General features: G+C 51.6%; 23 protein-coding genes and 1 pseudogene. 16 read left to right on the top strand and 8 right to left on the bottom strand.

The genetic code is table 11. From position 1 onward, the window contains the following. The first annotated feature begins 4 nt into the window (after positions 1-4). Positions 5-961, top strand: a complete 957-nt coding sequence (gene puuE, locus EDF88_RS08930; RefSeq protein ID WP_064516464.1) for an allantoinase PuuE — start codon at positions 5-7, stop codon at positions 959-961. 54 nt (positions 962-1015) lie between these two features. Here the strand turns inward: puuE and hpxZ are convergent, their stop codons facing one another. From hpxZ to EDF88_RS08910, 4 genes are read right to left on the bottom strand one after another with little or no spacing between them, the layout of a single operon-like run. Continuing rightward, positions 1016-1399: an oxalurate catabolism protein HpxZ gene (hpxZ, locus tag EDF88_RS08925; protein ID WP_034461580.1), complete on the bottom strand. Its 384-nt coding sequence runs from the start codon at positions 1397-1399 to the stop codon at positions 1016-1018. 5 nt (positions 1400-1404) lie between these two features. After that, positions 1405-2790, bottom strand: coding sequence for an AtzE family amidohydrolase (locus tag EDF88_RS08920; RefSeq protein ID WP_134184143.1), 1386 nt, complete (start codon positions 2788-2790; stop codon positions 1405-1407). Then, positions 2787-2975, bottom strand: a complete 189-nt coding sequence (hpxX, locus tag EDF88_RS08915; protein WP_064516468.1) for an oxalurate catabolism protein HpxX — start codon at positions 2973-2975, stop codon at positions 2787-2789. The genes EDF88_RS08920 and hpxX overlap by 4 nt, the downstream gene beginning before the upstream one ends. Before the next feature lie 10 nt (positions 2976-2985). Continuing rightward, on the bottom strand, positions 2986-4572 hold the full coding sequence (locus EDF88_RS08910) for a gamma-glutamyltransferase (RefSeq protein ID WP_134184141.1): 1587 nt from the start codon (positions 4570-4572) through the stop codon (positions 2986-2988). Positions 4573-4688: 116 nt separating this feature from the next. On the opposite strand from EDF88_RS08910, the gene EDF88_RS08905 reads away from it, so the two are divergent. From EDF88_RS08905 to uraH, 5 genes and pseudogenes are all read left to right on the top strand, one after another. Continuing rightward, a complete protein-coding gene (locus tag EDF88_RS08905) occupies positions 4689-5528 on the top strand; it encodes a MurR/RpiR family transcriptional regulator (protein ID WP_134184214.1) in 840 nt (279 codons plus the stop codon). A gap of 214 nt (positions 5529-5742) precedes the next feature. Beyond that, positions 5743-6984, top strand: coding sequence for an alanine--glyoxylate aminotransferase family protein (locus tag EDF88_RS08900; protein WP_134184139.1), 1242 nt, complete (start codon positions 5743-5745; stop codon positions 6982-6984). Further along, positions 6984-8240: pseudogene (hpxK, locus tag EDF88_RS08895) on the top strand (allantoate amidohydrolase); the annotation flags it as partial. The gene EDF88_RS08900 and the pseudogene hpxK, both read left to right, overlap by 1 nt. Continuing rightward, positions 8229-8738 (top strand): 2-oxo-4-hydroxy-4-carboxy-5-ureidoimidazoline decarboxylase, encoded by a 510-nt coding sequence (gene uraD / locus EDF88_RS24930; RefSeq protein WP_279586336.1) that lies wholly within the window; start codon positions 8229-8231, stop codon positions 8736-8738. The pseudogene hpxK and the gene uraD, both read left to right, overlap by 12 nt. Beyond that, positions 8735-9067, top strand: coding sequence for a hydroxyisourate hydrolase (gene uraH / locus EDF88_RS08890; RefSeq protein WP_134184134.1), 333 nt, complete (start codon positions 8735-8737; stop codon positions 9065-9067). The genes uraD and uraH overlap by 4 nt, the downstream gene beginning before the upstream one ends. Here the strand turns inward: uraH and EDF88_RS08885 are convergent. Further along, positions 9064-9831, bottom strand: a complete 768-nt coding sequence (locus EDF88_RS08885) for an amidohydrolase (protein ID WP_134184132.1) — start codon at positions 9829-9831, stop codon at positions 9064-9066. The two genes, uraH and EDF88_RS08885, sit on opposite strands and share 4 nt — an antisense overlap. 98 nt (positions 9832-9929) lie before the next feature. Beyond that, positions 9930-12374: an acyl-CoA dehydrogenase FadE gene (gene fadE / locus EDF88_RS08880; RefSeq protein ID WP_134184130.1), complete on the bottom strand. Its 2445-nt coding sequence runs from the start codon at positions 12372-12374 to the stop codon at positions 9930-9932. 213 nt (positions 12375-12587) lie between these two features. On the opposite strand from fadE, the gene lpcA reads away from it, so the two are divergent. Together lpcA and EDF88_RS08870 are read left to right on the top strand one after the other, a co-directional pair. Next, a complete protein-coding gene (lpcA, locus tag EDF88_RS08875; RefSeq protein WP_064516752.1) occupies positions 12588-13169 on the top strand; it encodes a D-sedoheptulose 7-phosphate isomerase in 582 nt (193 codons plus the stop codon). Positions 13170-13236: 67 nt separating this feature from the next. Then, the gene (locus tag EDF88_RS08870) at positions 13237-14004 is read left to right on the top strand and encodes a class II glutamine amidotransferase (RefSeq protein ID WP_034493585.1); all 768 of its coding nucleotides are present in this window, start codon (positions 13237-13239) and stop codon (positions 14002-14004) included. Here EDF88_RS08870 and dpaA read toward each other — a convergent pair. Continuing rightward, on the bottom strand, positions 13975-14712 hold the full coding sequence (gene dpaA, locus EDF88_RS08865) for a peptidoglycan meso-diaminopimelic acid protein amidase (RefSeq protein ID WP_134184128.1): 738 nt from the start codon (positions 14710-14712) through the stop codon (positions 13975-13977). The two genes, EDF88_RS08870 and dpaA, sit on opposite strands and share 30 nt — an antisense overlap. A gap of 485 nt (positions 14713-15197) precedes the next feature. Between dpaA and EDF88_RS08860 the strand changes: the two genes are divergently transcribed. From EDF88_RS08860 to dinB, 8 genes are all read left to right on the top strand, one after another. Then, on the top strand, positions 15198-16541 hold the full coding sequence (locus tag EDF88_RS08860; protein ID WP_134184126.1) for a Na(+)-translocating NADH-quinone reductase subunit A: 1344 nt from the start codon (positions 15198-15200) through the stop codon (positions 16539-16541). A 3-nt stretch (positions 16542-16544) separates the two neighbouring features. Further along, complete coding sequence (locus EDF88_RS08855; protein ID WP_134184124.1) at positions 16545-17783, top strand: NADH:ubiquinone reductase (Na(+)-transporting) subunit B; 1239 nt, start codon at positions 16545-16547, stop codon at positions 17781-17783. Continuing rightward, the gene (locus EDF88_RS08850; protein ID WP_134184122.1) at positions 17776-18570 is read left to right on the top strand and encodes a Na(+)-translocating NADH-quinone reductase subunit C; all 795 of its coding nucleotides are present in this window, start codon (positions 17776-17778) and stop codon (positions 18568-18570) included. Before EDF88_RS08855 ends, EDF88_RS08850 begins: the two co-directional genes overlap by 8 nt. Next, complete coding sequence (locus EDF88_RS08845) at positions 18563-19201, top strand: NADH:ubiquinone reductase (Na(+)-transporting) subunit D (protein ID WP_081908371.1); 639 nt, start codon at positions 18563-18565, stop codon at positions 19199-19201. The genes EDF88_RS08850 and EDF88_RS08845 overlap by 8 nt, the downstream gene beginning before the upstream one ends. A 6-nt stretch (positions 19202-19207) precedes the next feature. Continuing rightward, on the top strand, positions 19208-19804 hold the full coding sequence (gene nqrE / locus EDF88_RS08840) for an NADH:ubiquinone reductase (Na(+)-transporting) subunit E (RefSeq protein ID WP_034461600.1): 597 nt from the start codon (positions 19208-19210) through the stop codon (positions 19802-19804). 12 nt (positions 19805-19816) lie between these two features. Next, positions 19817-21040: an NADH:ubiquinone reductase (Na(+)-transporting) subunit F gene (gene nqrF / locus EDF88_RS08835; RefSeq protein WP_134184120.1), complete on the top strand. Its 1224-nt coding sequence runs from the start codon at positions 19817-19819 to the stop codon at positions 21038-21040. 11 nt (positions 21041-21051) lie between these two features. Beyond that, positions 21052-21276, top strand: coding sequence for a (Na+)-NQR maturation NqrM (gene nqrM, locus EDF88_RS08830; protein ID WP_134184117.1), 225 nt, complete (start codon positions 21052-21054; stop codon positions 21274-21276). 108 nt (positions 21277-21384) lie between these two features. Beyond that, positions 21385-22440, top strand: a complete 1056-nt coding sequence (dinB, locus tag EDF88_RS08825; protein ID WP_134184115.1) for a DNA polymerase IV — start codon at positions 21385-21387, stop codon at positions 22438-22440. Positions 22441-22483: 43 nt separating this feature from the next. On the opposite strand, the gene pepD is transcribed toward dinB, so the two are convergent. Then, positions 22484-23941, bottom strand: a complete 1458-nt coding sequence (gene pepD / locus EDF88_RS08820; protein ID WP_134184113.1) for a beta-Ala-His dipeptidase — start codon at positions 23939-23941, stop codon at positions 22484-22486. Positions 23942-23995: the final 54 nt, after the last annotated feature.

The following is a 23995-nucleotide window of genomic DNA, read 5'->3' as shown; positions in this document are numbered from 1 at the left end:
AACCATGAATGAAGTACCGAAAACTAAAAACTATCACTTCACTGAAAACTACCCGCGTGACATGAAAGGTTATGCGGGTAAGCCACCCCATGCGCAGTGGCCGAATAATGCCCGCGTTGCTGTGCAGTTCGTTCTCAATTTTGAAGAGGGCGGTGAAAACCACGTTCTGCACGGTGACAGTGGCTCGGAACAATTCCTTTCCGATATCATCGGTGCTGCAAGTTTCCCCGATCGCCATATGTCGATGGATTCGCTCTATGAATACGGTTCTCGTGCCGGGTTCTGGCGCATCCATAATGAGTTCCAAAAACGCGGCCTGACCATGACGGTATTTGGCGTAGCAATGGCGCTGGCGCGTAACCCTGAAATTGTTGACGCGATAAAAGCGGCAGATTACGACGTGGTAAGCCACGGCTGGCGCTGGATCCACTATCAAAATCTGGATGAGGCAACTGAGCGCCAGCATATGCACCAGGCCATCGAAATCCTTGAAGATTTGTTCGGCAGCAAACCGCTCGGTTGGTACACCGGCCGCGATAGTCCGAACACGCGCAGGCTGGTGGCAGAAAATGGCAGCTTCCTTTATGACAGCGATTATTACGGCGATGACTTGCCATTCTGGAGCAAAGTCACCTGTAGCGATGGCTCGATAAAACCGCATCTGGTGGTGCCTTACACGCTGGATGCTAACGATATGCGCTTTGCGACTGCGCAAGGTTTCAATACCGCCGAGCAGTTTTACACCTATCTGAAAGACAGTTTTGATGTGTTGTACGAAGAGGGGGAAACGGCGCCGAAAATGATGTCTATCGGTATGCACTGCCGTTTACTTGGGCGGCCGGGTCGTTTCAGAGCGTTGCAGCGTTTTCTCGATTACGTGCAGCAGCATGATGATGTGTGGATTTGCCGTCGTCAGGAAATTGCCGAGCACTGGGCGAAGACGCATCCGTTTAGTGAATAGATCGTGAATAGATGATATGGCGGCGGGTGACGTTTCGTTTCCCGCCCACAGTCTTTAGCTCATCACGCTGACATGTGCTGCGACAATGCGCCAGCCATACGGAAATTTGACCCAGGTTTGCATCTGACGGCCAATTTTGTCGCTTCCTTCACGGGTGAATTCAGTGCTGGCAACGGCCATATCATCGCCGTAAGTGGTGATAGTGGTGTTTTGCAAAAGCCGGTCTAACCCTTGTGACGAACGGGCATTTCTGAACGCTCTTATCTCATCAATACCGTAGAGGTTTTCACTCGCACCAAAGCGAACGGTGCGGGGATCGGCCCAAAACAATTCATCTAAGACCGCAACATCGTTGCTGATCAACGCCTGTTCGTAGCGGTAAAATGCGGCACTCACCTCATTGACGATTGCCGGGCGATCGATATTGTCACGCATCATAGTATTTACCTTACCTGGTGAGTTTTCCCTACCAGCATACCCTGTATTTCAAGTAGATGGGCGGCTTGCAAGCAGATATCTTCCCGCCATGGCGGCGCAATCAGCTGCACGCCAATGGGATGCCCGCTTGCAGTCATTAACGGCACCGTAACTACCGGTAAACCGAGGAAAGAAATAGGCTGCGTCAGCATGCCCATACTGGCTTTGACAGGAAGATCAGCGCCGTTGATACGCATGGTTTGCTGACCAATCAGTGTGGCACAACGCGGTGTTGCCGGGGCGATAAGCAGATCATACTTTTCAAAGAGCGGCAGGGTATTATCGCGGAACCATGTCCGGAAGCGCTGCGCCTGAGTGTACCAGGCTGATGGCGTCATTGCGCCTGCTAAAAGGCGCTCGCGGGAATTGAGTTCGAAGCGTTCAGCATGTTCGCGCAAAGCAGGTAAATAATGGTTTCCCCCTTCCGCAGCAGAAAGCAAAAATGCTGCCGAACGGGCGAGTTCCGCTTCTGGCAAGATAATACATTCCAGTGCTTCAAGCCGATGGGCGACGGTTGCGACCGCCGTTTTCGCATCATCATCACACCAGTTATCAAAAAATCCCCCCAACACCGCACAGCGTAAACTCACCGTCTGCTTGAGCTTATCGGCGACCGGTTCAATGTTGCGGGCTGCCTGGAAATGATCGGCAGGATCAACTCCCTGGAGCGCATCATAAACCCGCGCCAGATCATCCACGCTGCGTGCAAGAGGGCCGATATGATCGAGACTGGCAACAAAAGGCTGGCTGCCGCTACGCGAGAGACGGCCAAAAGTAGGTTTCAGGCCAAAGACTCCACATAGCGAAGCCGGAACCCGAATCGAACCATTGGTATCAGTGCCGAGGCTAAAGTTGACCATTCCAGCGGCGACGGCTGCGGCTGAACCGCCGGATGAACCGCCTGCAATTCGCGTCAGGTCATGGGGGTTTCGGGTTGCCCCGTAGTGACTGTTTTCGGTGGTAAACCCGTATGCGTAGGCATCCATATTCAGTGCACCTGAAAGCATCGCACCGGCGGCACTGAGTTGTTTGATGGCAAAAGCGTCATCGTGTGCCGCGGGCTGGGTACTAAAAAGCTCGGCACCTGCAAGCGTTGTTACATCTTTAATATCAAAGAGATTTTTTACGGCATAGGGCACGCCTGCCAACGGCGGAAGCGTTTCCCCACGTGAGCGCTTTTGGTCAATGGCTGCGGCTTCTTGCAACAAACGCGCTGAGGTGACTTCGGTAAACGCATTAATTTCAGGATTAGATTGCGCTATTTTGGCCAGCGTCAGGTGCGCCAGTTCCTGAGCTGAAAATTCGCCACCAGCTAACCCTTGCTGAATGTCGCGAATAGCAAGTGGATTCATAGTTTGTAAACCCCGGCGACTTCCAGGCGTTGTGGTAACGGGAAATCCATCAGCGGTTCAGCCAGCCCGGCCATGCGCGTCAGTTGCACTTCCAGTTCTTTACGGCGAGTTTCATCCAGCGGGACGTTAAGCAATTGCTCCATTATCTGAATGTATGCGGGCCAGTTGATGGTTTGTGATGTCATATCTTTCTCCTTAGAATCCTGCGGCGCTGCCATTGCTGCGTGGGTCGTATGCGCCTTCAAGCATGCCGTTGGTGTGGCGCACAATGGCACCTGCGTGACCCACTGCCTCGCTGAAATCTGGCAGCGCTTCGACTTCATGTCCCAACTCACGCAGTGCGGCGAAAGTTTCTGGGCTGAATCGGCCTTCTAATTTCAGGCTGTCAGAGGCTTGCCCCCATGTTCTGCCCAGTAACCAGCGCGGGGCGGTCACCGCTTCTTGTAACGGTATGCCCTGAATCACATGGCGCGTAAAAATCGCCGCCTGCGTTTGCGGTTGCCCGTCGCCACCCATTGAGCCGTAAACCATGGTTCTGCCATCGGCAAGCCGTGCGGCTGCCGGGTTCAGGGTATGGAACGGTTGTTTACCGGGTGCCAGGCTTAACAGGCTATCTGGCTTGAGGCTGAACGCAGCCCCACGGTTTTGCCACAGTACACCGCTTTTAGGCAGCACCACGCCGCTGCCAAACTCGTGGTAAATACTTTGAATAAACGATACCGCCAGCCCGGTGCTATCAATTACCCCCATCCAGACGGTGTCGCCTGGGCCTTTGCCTGTTCCCCAGTTGGCCGCTTTGGTGTCATCAATTTGTGCGGCAAGAGCGGTGAGTGGTGCATGCTCCAGCAAGCTTTGAATTGATGTGGTGATATGGCGTGGGTCGGTGATGTATTTATCGCGCAGCGCGAATGCTTTTTTGGTGGCCTCAACGATGCGATGAACGGTTTGAGTTTCGTTGGCCTGCGCCATATCTAAATGGTCGGTTATCCCCAGAATCGCCAGCGAAACCAGGCCCTGCGTCGGCGGGGTCATATTATAAATATCACCCTGCTGGTGGCTAAGATGCAGAGGAATACGGCGTTTAGCGCGCTGCGCCGCGAGATCCTGCAAATTTATCGGCATCCCTAAATCCGCTAACTCTTCGGCGATGAGCGCGGCTAACGGCCCACGATAAAAACTATCAAGCCCTTCCACGGTCAGGCGTGTCAGCGTTTGTGCAAGACGTGGCTGGGTGAAGCGGCTACCCGCTCGGGGAATTTCACCGCGTTCTAAAAAGGTCTCGGCAAACCCGGCAATATTGACCAGCTCATCATATTTACTGTGAGTCGCCAGCGCCTGAGATTGCGTGACCGGAATACCGTCTGCCGCGTAGCGAATCGCATCGGCCAGTAAACGTGAGAGCGGCAGTTGCCCGCCACCAAGCTGTGCTGCGATTTTTAACGCTTCATCCCAACCGCTGAGGGTTCCTGGCACCGTTAACGCGGATTTAGGTCCACGATGCGGGATAGCGCTTTCACCTGCGTAGAACTCCAGACAGGCGAGCGAGCCCGCAGCTCCACTGGCATCAATCGCAATTGGTTCGCCTTCTGGCGGTACAATCAACCAGAAACCATCACCGCCAATGCCATTCATGTGGGGATAAACCACGGCGATCGTTGCCGCCGCTGCCACCATCGCCTCGATGGCATCGCCACCATGGCGCAACACGGATAATGCGGTTTCACTGGCTAAATGGTGCGGAGTAACCGCCATGCCGGAAGGTGCCAAATTGCTTTGCATCATCGTTTTATCTCTCAGAACGGAAGCCTGGGTAGAGAGCTAAGCAAGAGATGTTCCAGGTTGACTCGGTTAGTTTCACTGTGCCAGGCTCGAGTGAAACAAAAGTTACAGAGGTCATGATGAAACAACTAGATGAACGCCTAAGAGCGACATACGAGCAGCTTTCTCCTCAGGAACAGCGTGTTGCTGCGTTTATTGTCGATCATTTTGATGACCTGATTAGCTACAACAGTGCAGAACTTGCCCGCCTTTCGGGCGTATCAAAAGCCACGGTAAGCCGCCTGTTTAAGCGCCTTGGCTATGATCGTTATAAAGATATGCGTGAAGAGCTGCGCACGCTACGCCAGAGCGGGATGCCGCTGACAGAAAACCGTGATGCGGTACAAGGTAACACGCTACTGGCGCGGCATTACAAGCAGGAAATGGCCAATCTAACGCAATGGATAAGTCTGCTTGATACGCAACAATTTGCCGAGGTTGTCACGGCGCTTAACGCATCAAAACGGGTCTTTATCATCGGGTTAAGAAACTCATGGCCCGTTGCGATGCACTTGCGCCAACAGCTGTTACAGATTCGTAGCGATGTCTGGTTGCTGCCGCAGCCCGGCCAGACGCTGGCTGAAGAGGTGGTGGACATTAGCGAGCACGATTGTGTTATCGCCATCGCTTTTCGCAGGCGGCCGCGCATCATCAAACCTTTGCTGGCAAATCTGCATAAGCGCCAGGTGCCGCTGCTGGTGATGAGTGAAGCGCAGGGTTCTGGCCTGACGCCGTATTGCCGCTGGCATTTTGCCGCGCCACTCGACAGCGTTTCTGCCTTCGACAGCTACAGCAGTGCAATGAGCCTGGTCAATCTGTTATCTAACGCGGTACTGCACGAAGCATTAAGCACCGGTCGCCAGCGTATCCATCATATTGCGGAGTTGTACGCCGAATTTGATGAACTGGAACAGCGCTAGCGCACTGAAATGGTGCGGCTGCACAGGTCGTGGGAACCATTGTGGTTCATTGCCGTGATCGGGGCAGCGCCAGTTTTATCTGATTGCCAATGAAGAATGAAGCCGAAGAATATTCGTATCCCTTGCTTTGCCATTGGGGTAAATGAGTGGCACATTAGTTGCAGCATGTTTATTAAAGAATCTTTTGTTTCATGAATGAATAAAAGGAAATGCCATGTTCGATATTCAGCACTTCACGCAAATTAATCCGCCACACCGTTTGTTGATGGGGCCTGGGCCAATTAACGCGGATCCACGGGTATTGCGGGCAATGGCGAGCCAGTTAATTGGGCAGTATGACCCGGTTATGACCGGTTACATGAATGAAGTGATGGTGCTGTATCGCGAGCTTTTCCGTACACAAAACCGCTGGACGATGCTGGTGGACGGGACTTCCCGTTCCGGCATTGAAGCTATTTTGTTATCTGCCATTCGCCCGGGTGACAAAGTTCTGGTGCCAGTGTTTGGGCGCTTCGGTCATTTATTGTGTGAAATCGCGCGCCGTTGCCGCGCAGAAGTTCACACCATAGAAGTGCCGTGGGGGGAAGTGTTTACCCCTGACCAGATCGAAGATGCCATCAAAACCGTTAAACCCCGCTTGTTGCTAACCGTTCAGGGCGACACTTCAACCACGATGCTGCAACCACTGGCTGAGTTAGGTGACATTTGTCGCCGCCACGGTGTGTTGTTTTATACCGATGCGACCGCCTCGTTTGGTGGCAACGCGCTGGAAACGGATGCGTGGGGGCTGGATGCCGTTTCAGCAGGCCTGCAAAAATGCCTCGGCGGCCCGTCTGGTAGCTCACCGATAACCCTCAGCACGCAAATGGAAGAAGTCATTCGCCGCCGTAAATGTGTGGAGGAGGGGATCCGAACTTCCGCGCACCAGGATGGCGACGACGAAATGATCTACTCGAATTACTTCGATCTCGGCATGGTGATGGATTACTGGGGACCGGAGCGCCTGAATCACCATACTGAAGCCACCAGCATGTTGTTTGCCGCACGTGAGTGCGCACGCATTATGCTGGAAGAAGGGCTGGACGTGGGCATCGCGCGCCACGAATTGCACGGCCGTGCGCTGGTGGCCGGCATTCAGGGCATGGGGCTGGAAACGTTCGGCAGCCTGCAACACAAAATGAATAACGTTCTCGGCGTGGTGATCCCGTCCGTTGTCCACGGTGAAGAAGTGCGCAAAATGCTGCTGGAAGATTTCCATATCGAAATCGGCACCTCATTTGGCCCGCTACAAGGCAAAATCTGGCGCATCGGCACTATGGGCTATAACGCGCGTAAAGATTGCGTGCTGCAAACGCTGACAGCACTTGAAGCTGTATTGAACCGCCTGGGTTTCAAAACGACGCAAGGTGCAGCAATGCAGGCAGCGTGGGATGTTTATTCACAAGGAAAAAGCTGATGGTAAAACTTGTGATGAATGCCGCCGAAGCCAGCATTGCCGCTAAGCGTGTGATGCAGCGAGCGGATGAACTGGCGCAAATCAGCGAAACGCCAGGCCAACTTACCCGCGTCTACCTTTCGCATGAGCATCTGCGTGCTAACCATCTGGTGGCGCGCTGGATGGAACAAATTGGCATGACCACCTGGCAGGATGCGGTGGGCAATATCTGCGGGCGCTATGAAGGGACAAGGGAAGGCGCTCCGGCCATTTTGCTGGGGTCACATCTGGATACGGTGCGCAATGCCGGGCGTTACGATGGCATGTTAGGCGTATTAACCGCGCTGGAAGTTGTCGCTCTGTTGCATCAACACGATATCCAGCTGGAGCAAGCGATTGAAATCGTCGGTTTTGGCGACGAAGAAGGCACTCGCTTTGGTATCACATTATTAGGCAGTCGGGGGCTAACCGGAACCTGGCCTGACAACTGGCTGGCATGTGTTGATGCTGCGGGAATTAGCGTTGCACAGGCTCTGGCGAACGCGGGCTTTGACCCTGCGCGTATTCATGCGGCCAGGCGCAACCCGGAAGATTTCAGTGCTTATCTTGAGCTGCACATTGAACAAGGTCCGGTGCTGGAGCAGCAGGATCTTGCTCTGGGGGTGGTGACAGCCATCAACGGCGCGCGCCGTTTGAAATGCCGCTTTGTGGGTGAGGCGGGGCATGCGGGGACGGTGCCAATGAACATTCGTAAGGATGCACTCGCCGCCGCTGCCGCCTGGATGGTGTATGTCGAAGGCGCGACCCGCGCTTTTTCCCCGGATATCGTGGCGACCGTTGGAACCTTGCAGTGTTTACCGGGTGCCGCGAATGTCATTCCTGGTGAAATTCAGCTCACGCTGGATATTCGCAGCCCCGTGGATTCAAGTCTTGAAGCATTGCTGGAAAACTTATTAAGCAAGGCGCATGAGATTTCAGCCGAGCGTGGCATGATCTTCAGTGCTGAAACCTATTATTCGATTCCTGCCACACCTTGTGACGCCCGTTTGCTGCACCAGTTAACATCCGCCATTACTGCGGTCCAGGGGTTGAGTTTGTCACTGCCAAGTGGCGCGGGGCATGATGCAATTGCTATTGCCGAACAGTGGCCGGTAGGCATGCTGTTTGTGCGTTGCGATCGTGGCATTAGCCACCATCCGGCGGAGTCGGTTCTTGAGTCCGATGTTATGCAGGCCGTGCAAGCCTATGCGCAGGCTGTCGTTGCGCTGGCGTCGAAAAGTGTTTTAGCTGAATTTAACGATGCGCCTGTGCAGGACGCTCTGAGCCTTGTTGCCCCTTGTGTTGCGATACCCGCATGGGCTGAAAATGTCGTTGTCGCTCGCCCGTATTCGACCGTCGATGTATTGCAGCATTATGCTTCACAGCTCACCCACGAATGGGGAAGTGCTGAACTGGAACAGGCACTTTGTGCACATCCACGGATTGGTGAAAAAGCACAGGGCAGTGGCAAAGAAGCGGCTTTGTCTAAAGGTGAGCAATCGGCTGTAGACACCCAAAACAGCGCGTTAACGTTCGCGCTGGCGCAGGGTAATGCTCAATATGAAGAGCGATTTGGGCGCGTGTTTCTTATTCGTGCGAAAGGGCGCAGCGGTGAAGATATTCTCGCTGAACTCCATCGCCGCCTGAACAATTCCCCCGCGCAGGAAGAAGCTGAAGCGCTGGAGCAATTACGCCAAATCACGTTACTACGTCTCGAAGGAGTCTTTGCCCAATGAGCCAGTTAAGTACGCATGTTCTGGATACTGCGCTCGGGAAACCGGCGGCTGATGTGGTGATTCGCCTTGAGCAGCTGATTGATGGCCGCTGGGAGGCGTTAGCCCAGGGCGCTACAGATGCGGATGGGCGTCTAAAAGCGTTCTGCGAGGATTTGGCTTGCGGGCAGTATCGGCTGACGGCGGAAATTGGTTTGTACTTTGCCGTGACACAGCGGGAAACTCTTTATCCTACCGCGCAAATTGACTTCGTGATACCGCAAAACGGCGGGCATTATCACCTGCCGTTTTTGATTTCCCCGTGGTCGTGGTCGACGTACCTAGGGAGTTAAAGACTAAACGGATCGGCATCCTGCCATGCGGGGAACTTCTCGCGGTATTCTTGCAGTGCAATCAACGACAAATCGGCATCGAGGCGCATCGCTTGATGGGCTTCGCCATTCGCCAGAATTTCACCTTGCGGGTTAATGATCTTGCTGTCACCACGATAATGGTGGCCGTTACCGTCGGTGCCAACACGGTTACAACCTGCGACATAGGCCTGGTTTTCAATCGCGCGAGCGACAAGCAAACTTTGCCAGTGCAGGGAACGCGGGGCAGGCCAGTTCGCGACGTATAACGCCAGGTCATAATCATTGCGGTTGCGCGAAAACACCGGGAAGCGCAGGTCGTAACACACCTGCGGCAATATACGCCAGCCGCGCCATTCAACAATCACACGTTCATTTCCTGCCTGATAATGATGATGCTCATCTGCCATGCGGAAGAGGTGGCGTTTATCATAGAAATGAACTTTGCCGTCAGGCTGAACCAGGAGAAAACGGTTCACCGGCCCGCGATCGGTTTGTAGCGCGGCACTGCCGGCAATCATTGCCTGAGTTTGCTGGGCTTTAAACTGCATCCAGTCAATCACTTCCTCTTCAGCAAGTGATTGACTGGCAGCTTCCATCGCGAAACCGGTGGTGAACATTTCCGGCAAGACAATCAGATCGCGACCATGAATAGTATCTAACTGCACATCGAAATGGCGCAAGTTTGCTCCGCCATCCATCCAGACCAGCGGTTGTTGCAGAACGGTAATTTTCAAACCAGACACAATCGGAAGCCTCATGATAAGCAGTGTTTCATTCACTTTAGCATGAGTTAAGAATAAAAAACCCGCCGAAGCGGGTTTAGTGTAGAGAGGTGGAGGGCTTATGCCGCTTCAACTTTGCGATGCTTTTCCGGCACCTTTACCGGCATAGTTGCCAGCTCCTCCGGCTCAAACTCATCGACGTTGATACTGCGCAGGCGGCTTGCTTCAGCTTTGGTGAGGATCGCCGCTTCGTCTGCATTGATTTTCCCTTCGGCCAGCCACTGTTTCGCTTGTTCATCAAGGCGAGTAAATGACAGGTTCCGCCCGGTTTCTTTGCAGATGCGCAGGTGGATTGGCTCTGCAGCCATGACGTCCATCAGCGCTTCTTCCAGCAGACCTGCCGGGTTGAACTCACTTGGCGTCAAATACTGACCACGACCAATGCGTGAGCGGGTAGCCGATGGGATCTGCATGATCTTCGCCAGTTTATGATCCAGCTTGTCAGATGGGGCATCGTAACGGCGGCCCAGCGGGAAGATAACGACACGCAACATGCCAGCCACAAACGCATTCGGGAAGTTACGCAGCAGATCGTCGATCGCTTGTTCTGCCTGATACAACGCATCCTGTACGCCCCAGTGAACCAGTGGTAAATCCGCTTCGTTACGACCTTCGTCGTCATAGCGTTTCAGCACCGATGAAGCGAGGTACAACTGGCTCAGAATGTCGCCCAGACGAGCAGAGATACGCTCGCGACGCTTAAGGCTGCCGCCCAATACTGCCATGGACACATCTGACAGCAACGCCAGGTTGGCGCTCAGTCGGTTCATATACTGGTAGTAACGTTTGGTGGAATCTTTGGTTGGTGTGGCGCTGGTCAGGCCGTTGGTCAGACCGAGCCACAGGCTACGCATTTTGTTGCTGCCCACGTGGCCGATATGCTTAAACAGCAGCTTATCGAACGCGTTAACATCATTGTTTTGCGCCGCCGTCATCTCTTCCAGCACATACGGATGGCAACGAATCGCACCCTGGCCGAATATAATCATGCTACGCGTCAGGATGTTTGCGCCTTCCACGGTAATCGCGATAGGTGCACCCTGATAGGCACGTGCCACAAAGTTGGAATTGCCCAGCATAATGCCTTTACCGCCGAGAATATCCATTGCATCAAGAATGGCGCGCTGGCCACGGTGGGTGCAGTGGTACTTCACAATAGCTGACAGAACAGCAGGCTTCTCTCCAAGCATAATGCCGTAGGTCACCAGTGATGCGGCAGCATCCATCACATATGCGTTACCCGCGATACGTGCCAGTGGTTCTTCAATGCCTTCCATTTTACCGATAGAGATTCTGAACTGACGACGGATATGGGCATAAGCACCCGTTGCCATCGCCACAGATTTTAAACCGCCTGTGGAGTTGGATGGCAGAGTAATGCCACGGCCAACAGACAGACATTCCACCAGCATCCGCCAGCCCTGGCCGGCCATTTTCGGGCCACCGATGATGTAATCAATCGGGACGAAAATATCTTTACCGCGAGTCGGGCCGTTCTGGAATGGCACGTTAAGTGGGAAGTGGCGCTTACCAATTTCCACACCCGGCGTGTGAGTTGGGATTAGCGCACAGGTAATACCGAGATCTTCTTCTTCGCCCAGCAAGTGATCCGGGTCAGACAGTTTAAATGCCAGGCCTAAAACGGTAGCAATTGGTGCGAGCGTAATGTAGCGCTTGTTCCAGGTCAGACGCATACCGAGAACTTGCTGACCTTGCCATTCGCCCATGCAGACAACGCCGGTATCAGGAATCGCACCTGCATCTGAGCCAGCTTCCGGGCTGGTCAGCGCAAAGCATGGGATCTCTTGCCCACGAGCCAGGCGTGGCAGGTAGTGATCTTTCTGCTCGTCAGTACCGTAATGTTGCAGCAATTCGCCTGGGCCTAATGAGTTAGGCACGCCGACTGTAATCGCTAGTATCCCGGAAACCCCAGACAGTTTTTGCAGTACGCGAGATTGTGCGTAAGCCGAAAACTCAAGACCGCCGTACTCTTTCTTGATGATCATCGCGAAGAAGCGATGTTCTTTTAAATAAGCCCACAGCTCTGGCGGTAAATCTGCCATTTCGTGTGTGATTTGGAAGTCATTTGCCAGGCGACACGCTTCCTCAACCGGGCCGTCGATAAAGGCTTGTTCTTCTTCAGTCAGTTTAGGCTGCGGATAGTTGTGCAGCTTTTCCCAATCCGGCTTGCCACGGAACAGATCGCCTTCCCACCAGGTTGTACCGGCATCGATAGCTTCTTTCTCAGTACGCGACATCGGCGGCATAACTTTGCGGAAGCTACGGAAAACCGGAGCGGAAATCAGAGATTTACGCATTGGGGTTAAGACTAACGGTACCAGAATTATCGCGAGTGGAACCAGTACCCACATAGACCAGATACCAGCAAAGCCAAGCGCGGCTGTCCACGCCAGTAGAATTACGCTACTGAGCAACAAATTGACCTGGTGATAGAAAAGCACACCGAGGAGAACGACGGTTGCGACAATACTCAAAATCAACATAAAGGAAACTCCCTTGCTTGTAGGAGGTCTGACCACTTGGATGTATTGGTTTTAGTTCATGTGGTTTTTTTTAGCAATATATTCACAAAATAATTACAACTCAGCTCACATTGTTACCGCACGGAACAGCAAAAGCAGGAGGATATGGCGCTTCTCGCGCTATCCGGTAAACTGCTGGGGTTAATCAATCGAAAAATACTGAAGGATATCCTCATGTACCAGGATCTTATTCGTAATGAATTGAATGAAGCGGCTGAAACGCTGGCTAACTTCCTGAAAGATGACGCTAACATTCATGCTATTCAGCGCGCGGCAGTATTGCTAGCTGATAGCTTTAAAGCAGGTGGCAAAGTGCTGTCATGCGGCAATGGTGGCTCACATTGTGATGCCATGCACTTTGCTGAAGAGTTGACAGGTCGCTACCGTGAAAATCGCCCAGGCTACCCGGCAATCGCGATTTCTGATGTCAGCCACATCTCTTGTGTGAGCAACGATTTTGGCTACGAGTACATCTTCTCTCGCTACATTGAAGCGGTAGGACGTGAAGGCGATGTGCTACTGGGGATCTCCACTTCGGGTAATTCCGGTAACGTGATTAAAGCCATTGAAGCTGCACGTGCGAAAGGCATGAAAGTCATTACCCTTACCGGTAAAGACGGCGGAAAAATGGATGGAACAGCGGATGTCGAAATTCGTGTTCCACACTTTGGCTACGCTGACCGCATTCAGGAAATACACATCAAAGTGATTCATATCCTGATTCAGTTGATTGAAAAAGAGATGGTTAAAGCTTAAGTAGCTCTGTTCCCTCTCCCTCAGGGAGGGGGACTGGGTGAGGGTAGTTTAGTGGTGGGAGGTTAAAATGTGCGAACTGCTCGGGATGAGCGCCAATGTACCTACGGATATTTGCTTTAGCTTTACCGGATTGGTGCAGCGTGGCGGAGGAACGGGGCCGCATAAAGACGGCTGGGGCATTACTTTCTATGAAGGTAAGGGATGTCGTACGTTCAAAGATCCGCAACCGAGTTTTAACTCACCTATCGCAAAGCTTGTGCAGGATTACCCTATCAAATCTTGTTCAGTGGTCGCGCATATTCGTCAGGCTAACCGCGGCAAAGTGGCGCTTGAAAATACCCACCCTTTTACGCGCGAGTTATGGGGCCGCAACTGGACCTATGCCCACAATGGCCAGCTCAAAGGGCATCGTTCACTCGATACCGGCCCGTTCCGCCCGATTGGCGAAACCGATAGCGAGCAAGCATTTTGCTGGCTGCTACATAAGCTGACGCAGCGTTATCCACGCACGCCAGGCAATATGCAAGCGGTGTTTCGCTATATTACAGAGCTTGCGGTGCAATTGCGTGAGAAGGGCGTGTTCAATATGTTGCTGTCGGATGGGCGCTACGTGATGGCGTTCTGCTCCACCAATTTATATTGGATAACCCGACGGGCACCGTTTGGTGTGGCAAAACTGTTGGATCAGGATGTGGAAATCGATTTTCAGGAAGAGACCACACTCAATGATGTGGTCACTGTGATCGCGACTCAACCTCTTACAGGTAACGAAACCTGGCACAAGATTGCACCAGGGGAGTCGGAATTATTTTGTCTCGGGGAGCGCGTAGTTTGATGCCAACTGCGGTTGTGTCGTAGGCGCAACCGGTTTGCTTATCACATAATTACCGCTAATTACCGACACGCCTGGCGGCTGGTGATTCGCCGTGAAGTAGTCATATCCCGGCTTCAGCTGTTTCCAGAAGTTGATGTAATAAGAGTACTTGTGGCGTTCCATGTTGGCATCTGTCATGCGGAACGGATAAATGCTCACCTGCACGCTTGGTTGACCAAAGACTAAAGCCCCGGTAACAAACTGGAAGATCTCATCAATGTTGGTGTCGGTCATGGCATAGCAGCCAATAGAGACGCAAGCACCGTGGATCATCAGATATTGACCCTGATAACCATGCTGGCGATCAAACTCGTTCGGGAAGCCAATATTAATGGCTTTATAGAAGCGGCTATCAGGTTTTAGCTGGCTACGGGTCACGTTATAAAAACCTTCAGGACTTTTAAAATCACCCTGACGTTGTTTAGGACCTAGCCCACCGGAATAATTACAGATGCTATAGCTGTCGAGTAATTGGAACTTCTCGCCCATTTTCACATATAGCTCTAGCGTGCGCTCTTCCTTAAATATTTGAATATAAACAGGAGAGCCCATGAGTTGTTGCTTGAATTCTTTACTGACAGGCGTGTTGGACGTGTTGCCGCTTAATAAGCTGGCAAACGACATGCACGGTATCAGAAGCATCGCAATAATGAGTGCGATCTTACGCATACTGCTTTATTCCTTGAAAAACTTATACCAAATGCCAGGACGGCAAAAAGAGACCCAAAATCAGAATACTCTGTATCAGGAGCGCTCACATTAGCATCGTTCTGAATTTTCGCAAGCCCAACGCAGGGGGTGTAACGCTATTAATTTGGACTTTATACAATACTTCTGAAAAGGGGAAGGATTCGCTTTTTGCGTAACAGCTCGCATAGCTGCATATCTGTGTGTTGTTTTGTGCCCCTTCTAGCCTCTAATGATGCTAAAATCCCCGCCGAATGTTGACCTGCGGATATGAACGGAAACTATCCATAAGTCAGTTGTCCCGCTTGTCGGGGCGACTTATACCTCCCTCTCGCAATAGTGAATGGATGCGTTTCCTGTTTTCACCGCTTTATGTGTCGCATCGGTTGAACGTTAATTCAACCCATCCGTTGTCGGCTACAGTTTTTTGTCGGTATGTTTAAGCCAATTTTAAACGTGATAACCTTATGATAAAAATCAAAAAAGGTCTGGACTTGCCTATTGCCGGTTTGCCGGAACAGCAAATCCATGACGGCCCTGCGATACCTTTCGTGGCCCTGCTCGGTGAAGAGTATGTCGGCATGCGCCCTTCTATGCTTGTGCAGGAAGGTGACAAGGTATTGAAAGGCCAGCCTCTCTTCGAAGATAAAAAGAACCCTGGCGTGCTCTTTACCGCTCCTGCGAGTGGAACGGTAAAGGCGATTAATCGTGGTGAACGTCGCGTACTGCAATCTCTGGTTATTGAGGTTCAGGGTGATGAACAGGTCGTTTTTGAACGGTTTGCACCAGAAAACCTTGGCAAATTGCCGCGTGAAACTGTTCAGGCACAGCTGCTATCTTCTGGCCTATGGACTGCACTTCGTACGCGACCATTCAGTAAAGCACCGCAACCTGCGAGCATTCCCGCGGCCATTTTTGTGACCGCCATTGATACCAACCCGCTGGCAGTCGATCCGCAACCCATTATTCGCGCACATCGCGAAATGTTTGATGCGGGCTTAACACTGTTGTCACGGCTGACTGATGGAAAAGTCCATGTATGCCAGGCAGGTGGCGGTAAATTGGGCGGCCATGCTTCCGGACAAGTGACGTTTAATGAATTTTCCGGTCCTCACCCTGCCGGGTTAGTGGGCACACACATTCACTTCCTGGAACCTGTTAGCCTGCAAAAAACGGTATGGCATCTTAACTACCAGGATGTGATTGCCATCGGCAAATTATTTATTGAAGGTGAATTGTGGACCGAACGCGTTATTGCGTTAGCCGGCCCACAGGTTAAAAAACCACGCCTGATTCGCACTCGCCTGGGAGCCTCTCTGGAAGTGCTCACAGCCGGTGAGCTGGAAGAAGGCGAAAACCGCATCGTATCCGGTTCTGTGTTAAGTGGAACCATGGCAGTAGGCCCTCGAGCCTGGCTTGGTCGTTTCCACCTGCAGGTCACGGTTCTGAAAGAAGGGCGTGAAAAAGAACTGTTTGGCTGGGTAATGCCGGGAGCCGATAAATATTCGATTACACGCACCACAGTTGGCCACTTCCTGAAGCGCAAACTATTTAACTTCTCAACCGATACCAATGGTGGCGAACGCGCAATGGTGCCAATTGGCAACTATGAACGTGTCATGCCGCTGGATATTCTGGCCACGATGTTATTGCGCGACTTACTGGCAGGAGATACTGACAGCGCTCAATTGCTGGGGTGTCTGGAGCTGGATGAAGAAGATTTGGCGCTTTGTACCTACGTTTGCCCGGGGAAATATGAGTATGGCCCGGTGCTACGCGAGGTATTAACCCGCATCGAGCAGGAAGGATAAGTCATGGGCTTGAAGCATTTATTTGAAAAGCTAGAACCGCATTTTACGGAAGGCGGAAAGCTAGAGAAGTACTACCCGCTCTTTGAAGCGACGGCGACACTATTCTATACGCCAGGTATCGTTACGCCAGGCGCCTCCCACGTTCGTGATGCTATCGACCTGAAACGCATGATGATCCTGGTGTGGTTCGCGGTGTTCCCGGCGATGTTCTGGGGCATGTACAACGTCGGGCTGCAAACCATCCCAGCCCTGAACAAAATGTACGGTGCTGAACAACTCCAGCAGGTGATTTCATCTGACTGGCATTATGTTATCGCGCAGTGGCTGGGGGTGAACTTTACGCCTGATGCTGGTTGGCTCAGCATGATGACGCTTGGGGCAGTTTTCTTCCTGCCAATCTACATCACCGTATTTTTGGTAGGTGGTTTCTGGGAAGTTCTGTTCTCTATCATCCGCAAACATGAAATTAACGAAGGCTTCTTTGTTACTTCAATTCTGTTTGCGCTGGTGGTGCCACCCACTATGCCTTTGTGGCAAGCCGCGCTCGGTATCAGTTTCGGTGTGGTTATCGCTAAAGAGATTTTCGGTGGAACAGGCCGTAACTTCCTCAACCCCGCGCTGGCTGGCCGTGCATTCCTGTTCTTCGCTTATCCAGCGCAAATCTCGGGTGACCTGGTGTGGACCGCGGCTGACGGTTTCTCTGGGGCAACTCCGCTTTCACAGTGGTCCCATGGCGGCGGTGAAGCATTAGTCAATGTTGTTTCGGGCCAACCTGTGACATGGATGGATGCCTTCCTTGGCAACATTCCAGGTTCGATTGGTGAAGTCTCAACGCTGATGATCCTTATCGGTGGGGCGATTATCCTGTTTGGTCGTGTCGCCTCATGGCGCATCGTGGCGGGTGTTATGCTCGGTATGATTGCCACAGCAACGCTGTTTAATTTCATTGGTTCTGCAACCAACCCACTTTTCGCCATGCCGTGGTATTGGCATCTGGTACTGGGTGGTTTTGCTTTTGGCATGATGTTTATGGCGACCGACCCAGTTTCGGCCTCGTTTACCAACAAAGGTAAATGGTGGTATGGGGCACTCATCGGCGTGATGTGTGTATTAATTCGAGTTGTAAACCCGGCCTATCCAGAAGGAATGATGCTGGCGATTCTGTTCGCCAACCTCTTTGCACCGTTGTTCGATTACCTGGTGGTGCAAGCCAATATCAAGCGGAGGAAGTCGCGTGGCTGAAGTAAAAAGTAACGATAGCATTGGCAGAACACTGCTGGTGGTGCTGGTGCTTTGCCTGGTTTGCTCCGTTGTGGTAGCGGGTTCTGCTGTTGGGCTGAAAGCTCGTCAGCAAGAGCAAAAAGCCCTCGATAAGCAACGTAACATACTTGATGTTGCTGGCTTAGCCACACCAAAAATGACAGGTGAAGATGTTAAAGCAGTCTTTGAATCACGCATTACACCGCGTTTGCTGGATTTGAAAAGTGGCGAGTTGCTGGATAAAGACTCGTCAAAATTCGACCAGGCAGCAGCACTGCGTGACCCTAACCTGAGCACGACACTTGCGCCTGAAGACGATCGTGCCGGGATAAAAAATCGCAGCAATATTGTTGAGATTTACCTGGTTCGAGATGAGCAAAACAAAATCCAGGAAGTTGTCTTGCCGGTGTATGGCAAAGGCTTGTGGTCGATGATGTATGCCTTTGTTTCTCTGCAAACCGATGGACGTACGGTAAAAGGAATCACTTACTACGACCAGGGTGAAACCCCGGGCCTGGGCGGTGAGGTTGAAAACCCGAACTGGCGTGCGCAGTGGATTGGTAAGAAACTGCTTGATGATAATGGCAAGCCTGCAATTCGTGTTGTGAAAGGCGGTGCGCGTCAGGGGGATGAGTACGGGGTAGATGGTTTATCCGGTGCCACGCTCACAGCAAACGGTGTACAACACACTTTTGATTTCTGGATGGGTGAACTCGGTTTTGGTCCCTTCCTGAAACAAGTACGTGAAGGAGCGCTCAACAATGGCTGATATTTCAGACATGAAAGAGGTCAAACGGGTACTGGTTAGTCCTCTTGTGGATAACAACCCGATTGCCTTGCAAATACTCGGTGTCTGTTCGGCGCTGGCTGTAACAACGAAGCTGGAAACAGCATTCGTAATGACCATTGCGGTAACGGTGGTGACAGCGTTCTCCAGCATGTTCATCTCGATGATCCGTAACCTGATCCCAAACAGTGTGCGAATCATCGTACAGATGGCGATCATTGCTTCGTTAGTTATCGTCGTAGATCAGATTCTGCGTGCTTATGCTTACGAAATTTCCAAGCAGTTATCTGTATTCGTCGGCCTGATCATCACCAACTGCATTGTGATGGGGCGTGCCGAAGCCTACGCCATGAAGTCGCCACCGCTGGCAAGCTTCATGGATGGTATCGGAAACGGCCTGGGTTATGGCGTGATACTGCTGCTGGTTGGTTTTCTACGTGAGCTGATAGGTAGCGGCAAACTGTTTGGTATCACGGTGCTTGAAACGGTTCAAAACGGTGGCTGGTACCAGCCAAACGGGATGTTCCTGCTGGCGCCGAGTGCGTTCTTCATTATCGGCCTGCTTATTTGGGCACTGCGTACGCTGAAGCCTGCGCAGCAGGAAAAGGACTAACTGACTATGGAACATATGATTAGTCTGTTTGTGCGTGCCGTGTTTATTGAAAACATGGCTCTCGCGTTCTTCCTTGGCATGTGTACCTTCCTGGCGGTTTCCAAGAAGGTTTCCACGGCATTTGGTTTGGGTGTGGCGGTTACCGTTGTTTTAGGGATTGCTGTTCCGGCGAATAACTTGGTTTATAACCTTGTGCTTCGCGACGGTGCATTGGTTGAAGGTGTTGACCTCAGCTTCCTGAATTTCATTACCTTCATTGGTGTGATTGCAGCGCTGGTGCAAATCCTTGAAATGATCCTCGATCGTTTCTTCCCGGCACTCTATAACGCGCTGGGTATCTTCCTGCCGCTTATCACCGTTAACTGTGCCATTTTCGGTGGCGTATCGTTTATGGTGCAGCGTGATTACAGCTTCGGCGAATCCATCGTTTATGGCGTGGGTTCCGGTGTGGGCTGGATGCTGGCTATCGTCGCGATGGCTGGTATTCGCGAGAAGATGAAATATGCCAATGTGCCCGCAGGATTGCGTGGCTTAGGAATCACCTTTATCACCACTGGATTGATGGCACTGGGTTTCATGTCATTCTCCGGTGTGCAGCTATAAGGGCGGAAAGGTATGGAAATTATTCTTGGCGTGGTGATGTTCACGCTTATTGTTTTGGCCCTGGCGCTGATGATTCTGTTTGCCAAGTCAAAGCTTATTAACTCCGGTGATGTGCTGATCGAGATTAACAACGAAGCAGACAAGCAGTTCCATGCTCCGGCGGGTGACAAACTGCTCAACACACTCTCAAGCCAGGGGATTTTTATCTCCTCAGCTTGCGGTGGTGGTGGTTCTTGCGGGCAGTGCCGTGTAACCGTTAAAGAAGGTGGGGGTGATATTCTGCCTACCGAACTTTCGCATATCACCAAACGTGAAGCGAAAGAGGGCTGCCGTCTTGCCTGTCAGGTTGCGGTTAAGCAGGACATGAAAATTGAGCTGCCTGAGGAAATCTTTGGCGTAAAAAAATGGGAGTGCGAAGTTATCTCCAACGATAACAAAGCGACGTTCATCAAAGAACTCAAGTTACGTATTCCTGATGGTGACGTGGTGCCGTTCCGTGCGGGTGGTTACATCCAGATTGAAAGCCCACCTCACGAAGTTAACTACCAGGACTTCGATGTTCCGCAGGAATACCGTGGTGACTGGGATAAATTTAACCTGTTCCGTTTCAAATCTGTGGTGAAAGAACCCTGTGTTCGCGCCTATTCCATGGCGAACTACCCGGATGAGAAAGGCATTATCATGCTGAACGTGCGTATCGCTACGCCGCCGCCAAATGTGCCAGATGCACCTCCTGGGATTATGTCCTCCTATATCTGGTCGCTGAAAGCTGGCGATAAAGTGACAATTTCTGGGCCGTTTGGTGAATTCTTTGCCAAAGATACGGATGCAGAAATGGTGTTTATCGGCGGTGGTGCCGGTATGGCGCCAATGCGTTCGCACATATTTGATCAGCTTAAACGCCTGCATAGCACGCGCAAAATCAGCTTCTGGTACGGTGCGCGTTCGTTGCGTGAAATGTTCTACGAAGAAGAGTTTGAAAAACTGGCACAAGAAAACCCGAACTTTAACTTCAATGTGGCGCTTTCTGATCCGCAGCCTGAAGATAACTGGACGGGTTATACCGGTTTCATCCATAACGTATTGCTGGAAAACTATCTTCGCAGCCACCCGGCCCCAGAAGATTGTGAATTCTATATGTGTGGGCCGCCGATGATGAACGCCGCGGTGATTAAAATGCTCAAAGACCTGGGCGTAGAGGATGACAACATCATGCTCGACGACTTTGGCGGCTGACGGGAGCTATTATGCTGACGGTATTTTTAGCCACCTTCGTTATATTTTTGCTGGTGATATTTGGTATGTCACTGGGAGTTATCCTGAAGCGCAAAGCGCTTCAGGGTAGCTGTGGCGGCATTGCAGCACTCGGTATGGAGAAGGTTTGCAACTGTCCTGAACCCTGCGATGCGCGTAAAAAACGTATGGCGAAAGCCGAACGACTGGCAAAAATTCAGCAAAACCGCATCATATAAGCCTCTTAAATCCTCCCGCTTTGTCGGGAGGATTTCTTTGATACAGACTTTCCCCCTCTCATTAATTGACTGTATACTTATCCAGTGAAATTACTGGTGTGAAAAAGTATGCGTAAAATCATTCATGTCGATATGGACTGCTTTTTTGCAGCCGTGGAGATGCGCGATAACCCCAACTTGCGGGATATCCCGCTGGCTATTGGCGGCAGCGCGCAGCGACGTGGAGTTATCAGTACCGCAAATTACCCAGCACGAAAATTTGGTGTGCACAGCGCAATGTCGACTGCGATGGCTCTCAAATTATGTCCACACCTGACGCTTCTGCCCGGGCGTTTTGACGCGTACAAAGATGCATCAAATCATATTCGTGAGATATTTAGCCGCTACACCAATCTTATTGAACCGCTATCGCTTGATGAGGCTTATCTGGATGTTACCGATAGCCTGAACTGCCACGGTTCTGCAACGCTCATGGCGCAGGAAATTCGTCAGACGATTTCTGACGAGCTGAATCTCACGGCTTCCGCGGGGATAGCCCCGATAAAGTTCCTTGCCAAAATCGCTTCAGATCTGAACAAACCGAACGGGCAATATGTGATAACTCCTGAGCAAATTCCTGCATTTTTGCAAACTTTGCCGCTCGGTAAAATTCCAGGTGTTGGCAAGGTCACTGCCGGGAAGCTAGAAAGTCTGGGGTTACGCACCTGTGCGGATGTGCAGAAAACTGATTTAGCCTCGTTACTCAAACGTTTTGGGAAATTTGGGCGGGTACTGTGGGAGCGAAGCCAGGGCATTGACGAGCGGGAGATAAACAATGAACGGCAGCGCAAATCTGTTGGAGTAGAGAAAACATTGGCCGAAGACATTCATGATTGGCTGGAGTGTGAGGATATTATTGAGCAGCTTTATGCTGAACTTGAGCGACGTCTGAAAAAGGTGAAACCAGATTTATTGATTGCTCGTCAGGGAGTCAAACTCAAGTTTAATGATTTCCAGCAAACCACTCAGGAACATGTCTGGCCGCAATTAAATAAAGCCGATTTAATCGCAACGGCGAAGAAAACATGGGAAGAGCGTAGGGGAGGGCGAGGCGTAAGACTGGTGGGACTTCATGTCACGTTACTGGACCCGCAGTTGGAGCGCCAACTGGTTCTGGGATTATAAAAAACCCTCTCAATGAGAGGGTTTTGATCTACACGTATTTGGCTTACTTAACTGGAATTGCTTTTAGCAACTCAGTCAGCAGGATCCAGTATTGGCCAACGCTTGCAATATGAACTTGTTCATCAGGCGAGTGTGGACCTGTAATGGTCGGCCCAATAGAAACCATATCCATCTCAGGGTAAGGCTTCTTGAACAGACCACATTCCAGACCAGCATGGATAACCATGATGTTTGGCGTCTTGTTGAACAGCTTTTCGTAAGTTTCACGAACCAGAGCCATTACCGGGGATTTTGCATCTGGCTGCCAACCTGGGTAGCTGCCTTTTGCAACACTTTCTGCGCCAGCAAGCTGACCCAGTGCGTGAAGCATGCCAACCACATAATCTTTGCCGCTATCAATCAACGAACGAATCAGGCAGATGATCTCAGCGCTTTCGTCAGTCATTGTAACCACACCCACGTTCAGTGAGGTTTCCACTACGCCTTTTACAGCGTCGGAATTGCGGATAACACCGTTCGGCATTGCGTTGAGCAAGTTAATGAAAGCTTCGCGGCTTTTTACTGTCAGCGCAGATTTGTCTGTGCTGGTCGCTTCAACCAGAACGGTGGTGTTTTTCTCAACGGCACCCAGCTCATTTTGCAGAATTGACAAGAACTGCGCTGCCAGTTGCTTGAGTTGTGCAGCTTTATCGGCAGGTACAGCAAGGATAGCTGAACCTTCACGAGGGATTGCGTTACGCAGCGTACCGCCGTTCAGATCAATCAGACGAGCATCCAGTTCTGCTGCGTGAGCGAACAGGAAACGCGCCAGCAATTTGTTTGCATTGCCCAGACCTAAATGGATCTCAGCGCCAGAGTGACCACCTTTCAGACCTTTGATGGTCAGTTTGTAGGTTTCGTAACCTGCTGGAATCGCTTCACGTTGCAGTGGCAGCGTGGAGATAAAATCAATCCCGCCAGCACAACCCATATAGATCTCACCTTCTTCTTCAGAATCGGTGTTGATCAGGATATCAGCTTGTAACCAGCCAGCTTGCAGGCCAAAAGCGCCATCCATACCCGCTTCTTCGGTCATTGTCAGCAGGACTTCTAACGGGCCATGAGACACGGAATCATCAGCCAGCACTGCCAATGCAGATGCCATACCGATACCGTTATCCGCACCCAGCGTAGTGCCGCGCGCTTTAACCCACTCGCCGTCGATATACGGCTGAATCGGGTCTTTTGTGAAATCATGGACAGTGTCGTTATTTTTCTGCGGCACCATATCAAGGTGAGCTTGCAGGACGACCGCTTTACGGTTTTCCATACCAGCTGTTGCAGGTTTGCGGATCAGGATATTACCAACCTGGTCGCGCTCAACATGTAGGCCTTTTTCTTTTGCCCAGGACAGAATATGTTCCGCGAGTTGTTCTTCATGATAAGAAGGATGCGGAATAGAACAGATTTTGGCAAAAATATCCCACAGCGGCTGCGGAGATAATTGAGACAGTTCAGACACGATAAGTCTCCTTGACATCGACTCTGCTGACAATTTTGGTTCGCAGAGCGCAGG

It is taken from the genome of Buttiauxella sp. BIGb0552 (genome assembly GCF_004366275.1).
In the GTDB taxonomy this organism is placed as follows: domain Bacteria; phylum Pseudomonadota; class Gammaproteobacteria; order Enterobacterales; family Enterobacteriaceae; genus Buttiauxella; species Buttiauxella gaviniae.
Note: the sequence above shows the minus strand (reverse complement) of the source record. Positions and strands in the feature narration are given on the sequence as shown.

What these genes read in the sequence shown, in the direction of transcription:
- EDF88_RS08910 (WP_134184141.1), bottom strand. Translation starts at nt 4,572, where the DNA reads ATGATGCAAAGCAATTTGGCACCTTCCGGCATGGCGGTTACTCCGCAC.
- EDF88_RS08905 (WP_134184214.1), top strand. Translation starts at nt 4,689, where the DNA reads ATGAAACAACTAGATGAACGCCTAAGAGCGACATACGAGCAGCTTTCT.
- nqrE (WP_034461600.1), top strand. Translation starts at nt 19,208, where the DNA reads ATGGAACATATGATTAGTCTGTTTGTGCGTGCCGTGTTTATTGAAAAC.
- lpcA (WP_064516752.1), top strand. Translation starts at nt 12,588, where the DNA reads ATGTACCAGGATCTTATTCGTAATGAATTGAATGAAGCGGCTGAAACG.
- hpxZ (WP_034461580.1), bottom strand. Translation starts at nt 1,399, where the DNA reads ATGATGCGTGACAATATCGATCGCCCGGCAATCGTCAATGAGGTGAGT.
- hpxX (WP_064516468.1), bottom strand. Translation starts at nt 2,975, where the DNA reads ATGACATCACAAACCATCAACTGGCCCGCATACATTCAGATAATGGAG.
- nqrF (WP_134184120.1), top strand. Translation starts at nt 19,817, where the DNA reads ATGGAAATTATTCTTGGCGTGGTGATGTTCACGCTTATTGTTTTGGCC.
- nqrM (WP_134184117.1), top strand. Translation starts at nt 21,052, where the DNA reads ATGCTGACGGTATTTTTAGCCACCTTCGTTATATTTTTGCTGGTGATA.
- uraH (WP_134184134.1), top strand. Translation starts at nt 8,735, where the DNA reads ATGAGCCAGTTAAGTACGCATGTTCTGGATACTGCGCTCGGGAAACCG.
- EDF88_RS08900 (WP_134184139.1), top strand. Translation starts at nt 5,743, where the DNA reads ATGTTCGATATTCAGCACTTCACGCAAATTAATCCGCCACACCGTTTG.
- puuE (WP_064516464.1), top strand. Translation starts at nt 5, where the DNA reads ATGAATGAAGTACCGAAAACTAAAAACTATCACTTCACTGAAAACTAC.
- EDF88_RS08860 (WP_134184126.1), top strand. Translation starts at nt 15,198, where the DNA reads ATGATAAAAATCAAAAAAGGTCTGGACTTGCCTATTGCCGGTTTGCCG.
- dpaA (WP_134184128.1), bottom strand. Translation starts at nt 14,712, where the DNA reads ATGCGTAAGATCGCACTCATTATTGCGATGCTTCTGATACCGTGCATG.
- dinB (WP_134184115.1), top strand. Translation starts at nt 21,385, where the DNA reads ATGCGTAAAATCATTCATGTCGATATGGACTGCTTTTTTGCAGCCGTG.
- EDF88_RS08920 (WP_134184143.1), bottom strand. Translation starts at nt 2,790, where the DNA reads ATGAATCCACTTGCTATTCGCGACATTCAGCAAGGGTTAGCTGGTGGC.
- fadE (WP_134184130.1), bottom strand. Translation starts at nt 12,374, where the DNA reads ATGTTGATTTTGAGTATTGTCGCAACCGTCGTTCTCCTCGGTGTGCTT.
- EDF88_RS08870 (WP_034493585.1), top strand. Translation starts at nt 13,237, where the DNA reads ATGTGCGAACTGCTCGGGATGAGCGCCAATGTACCTACGGATATTTGC.
- EDF88_RS08855 (WP_134184124.1), top strand. Translation starts at nt 16,545, where the DNA reads ATGGGCTTGAAGCATTTATTTGAAAAGCTAGAACCGCATTTTACGGAA.
- EDF88_RS08845 (WP_081908371.1), top strand. Translation starts at nt 18,563, where the DNA reads ATGGCTGATATTTCAGACATGAAAGAGGTCAAACGGGTACTGGTTAGT.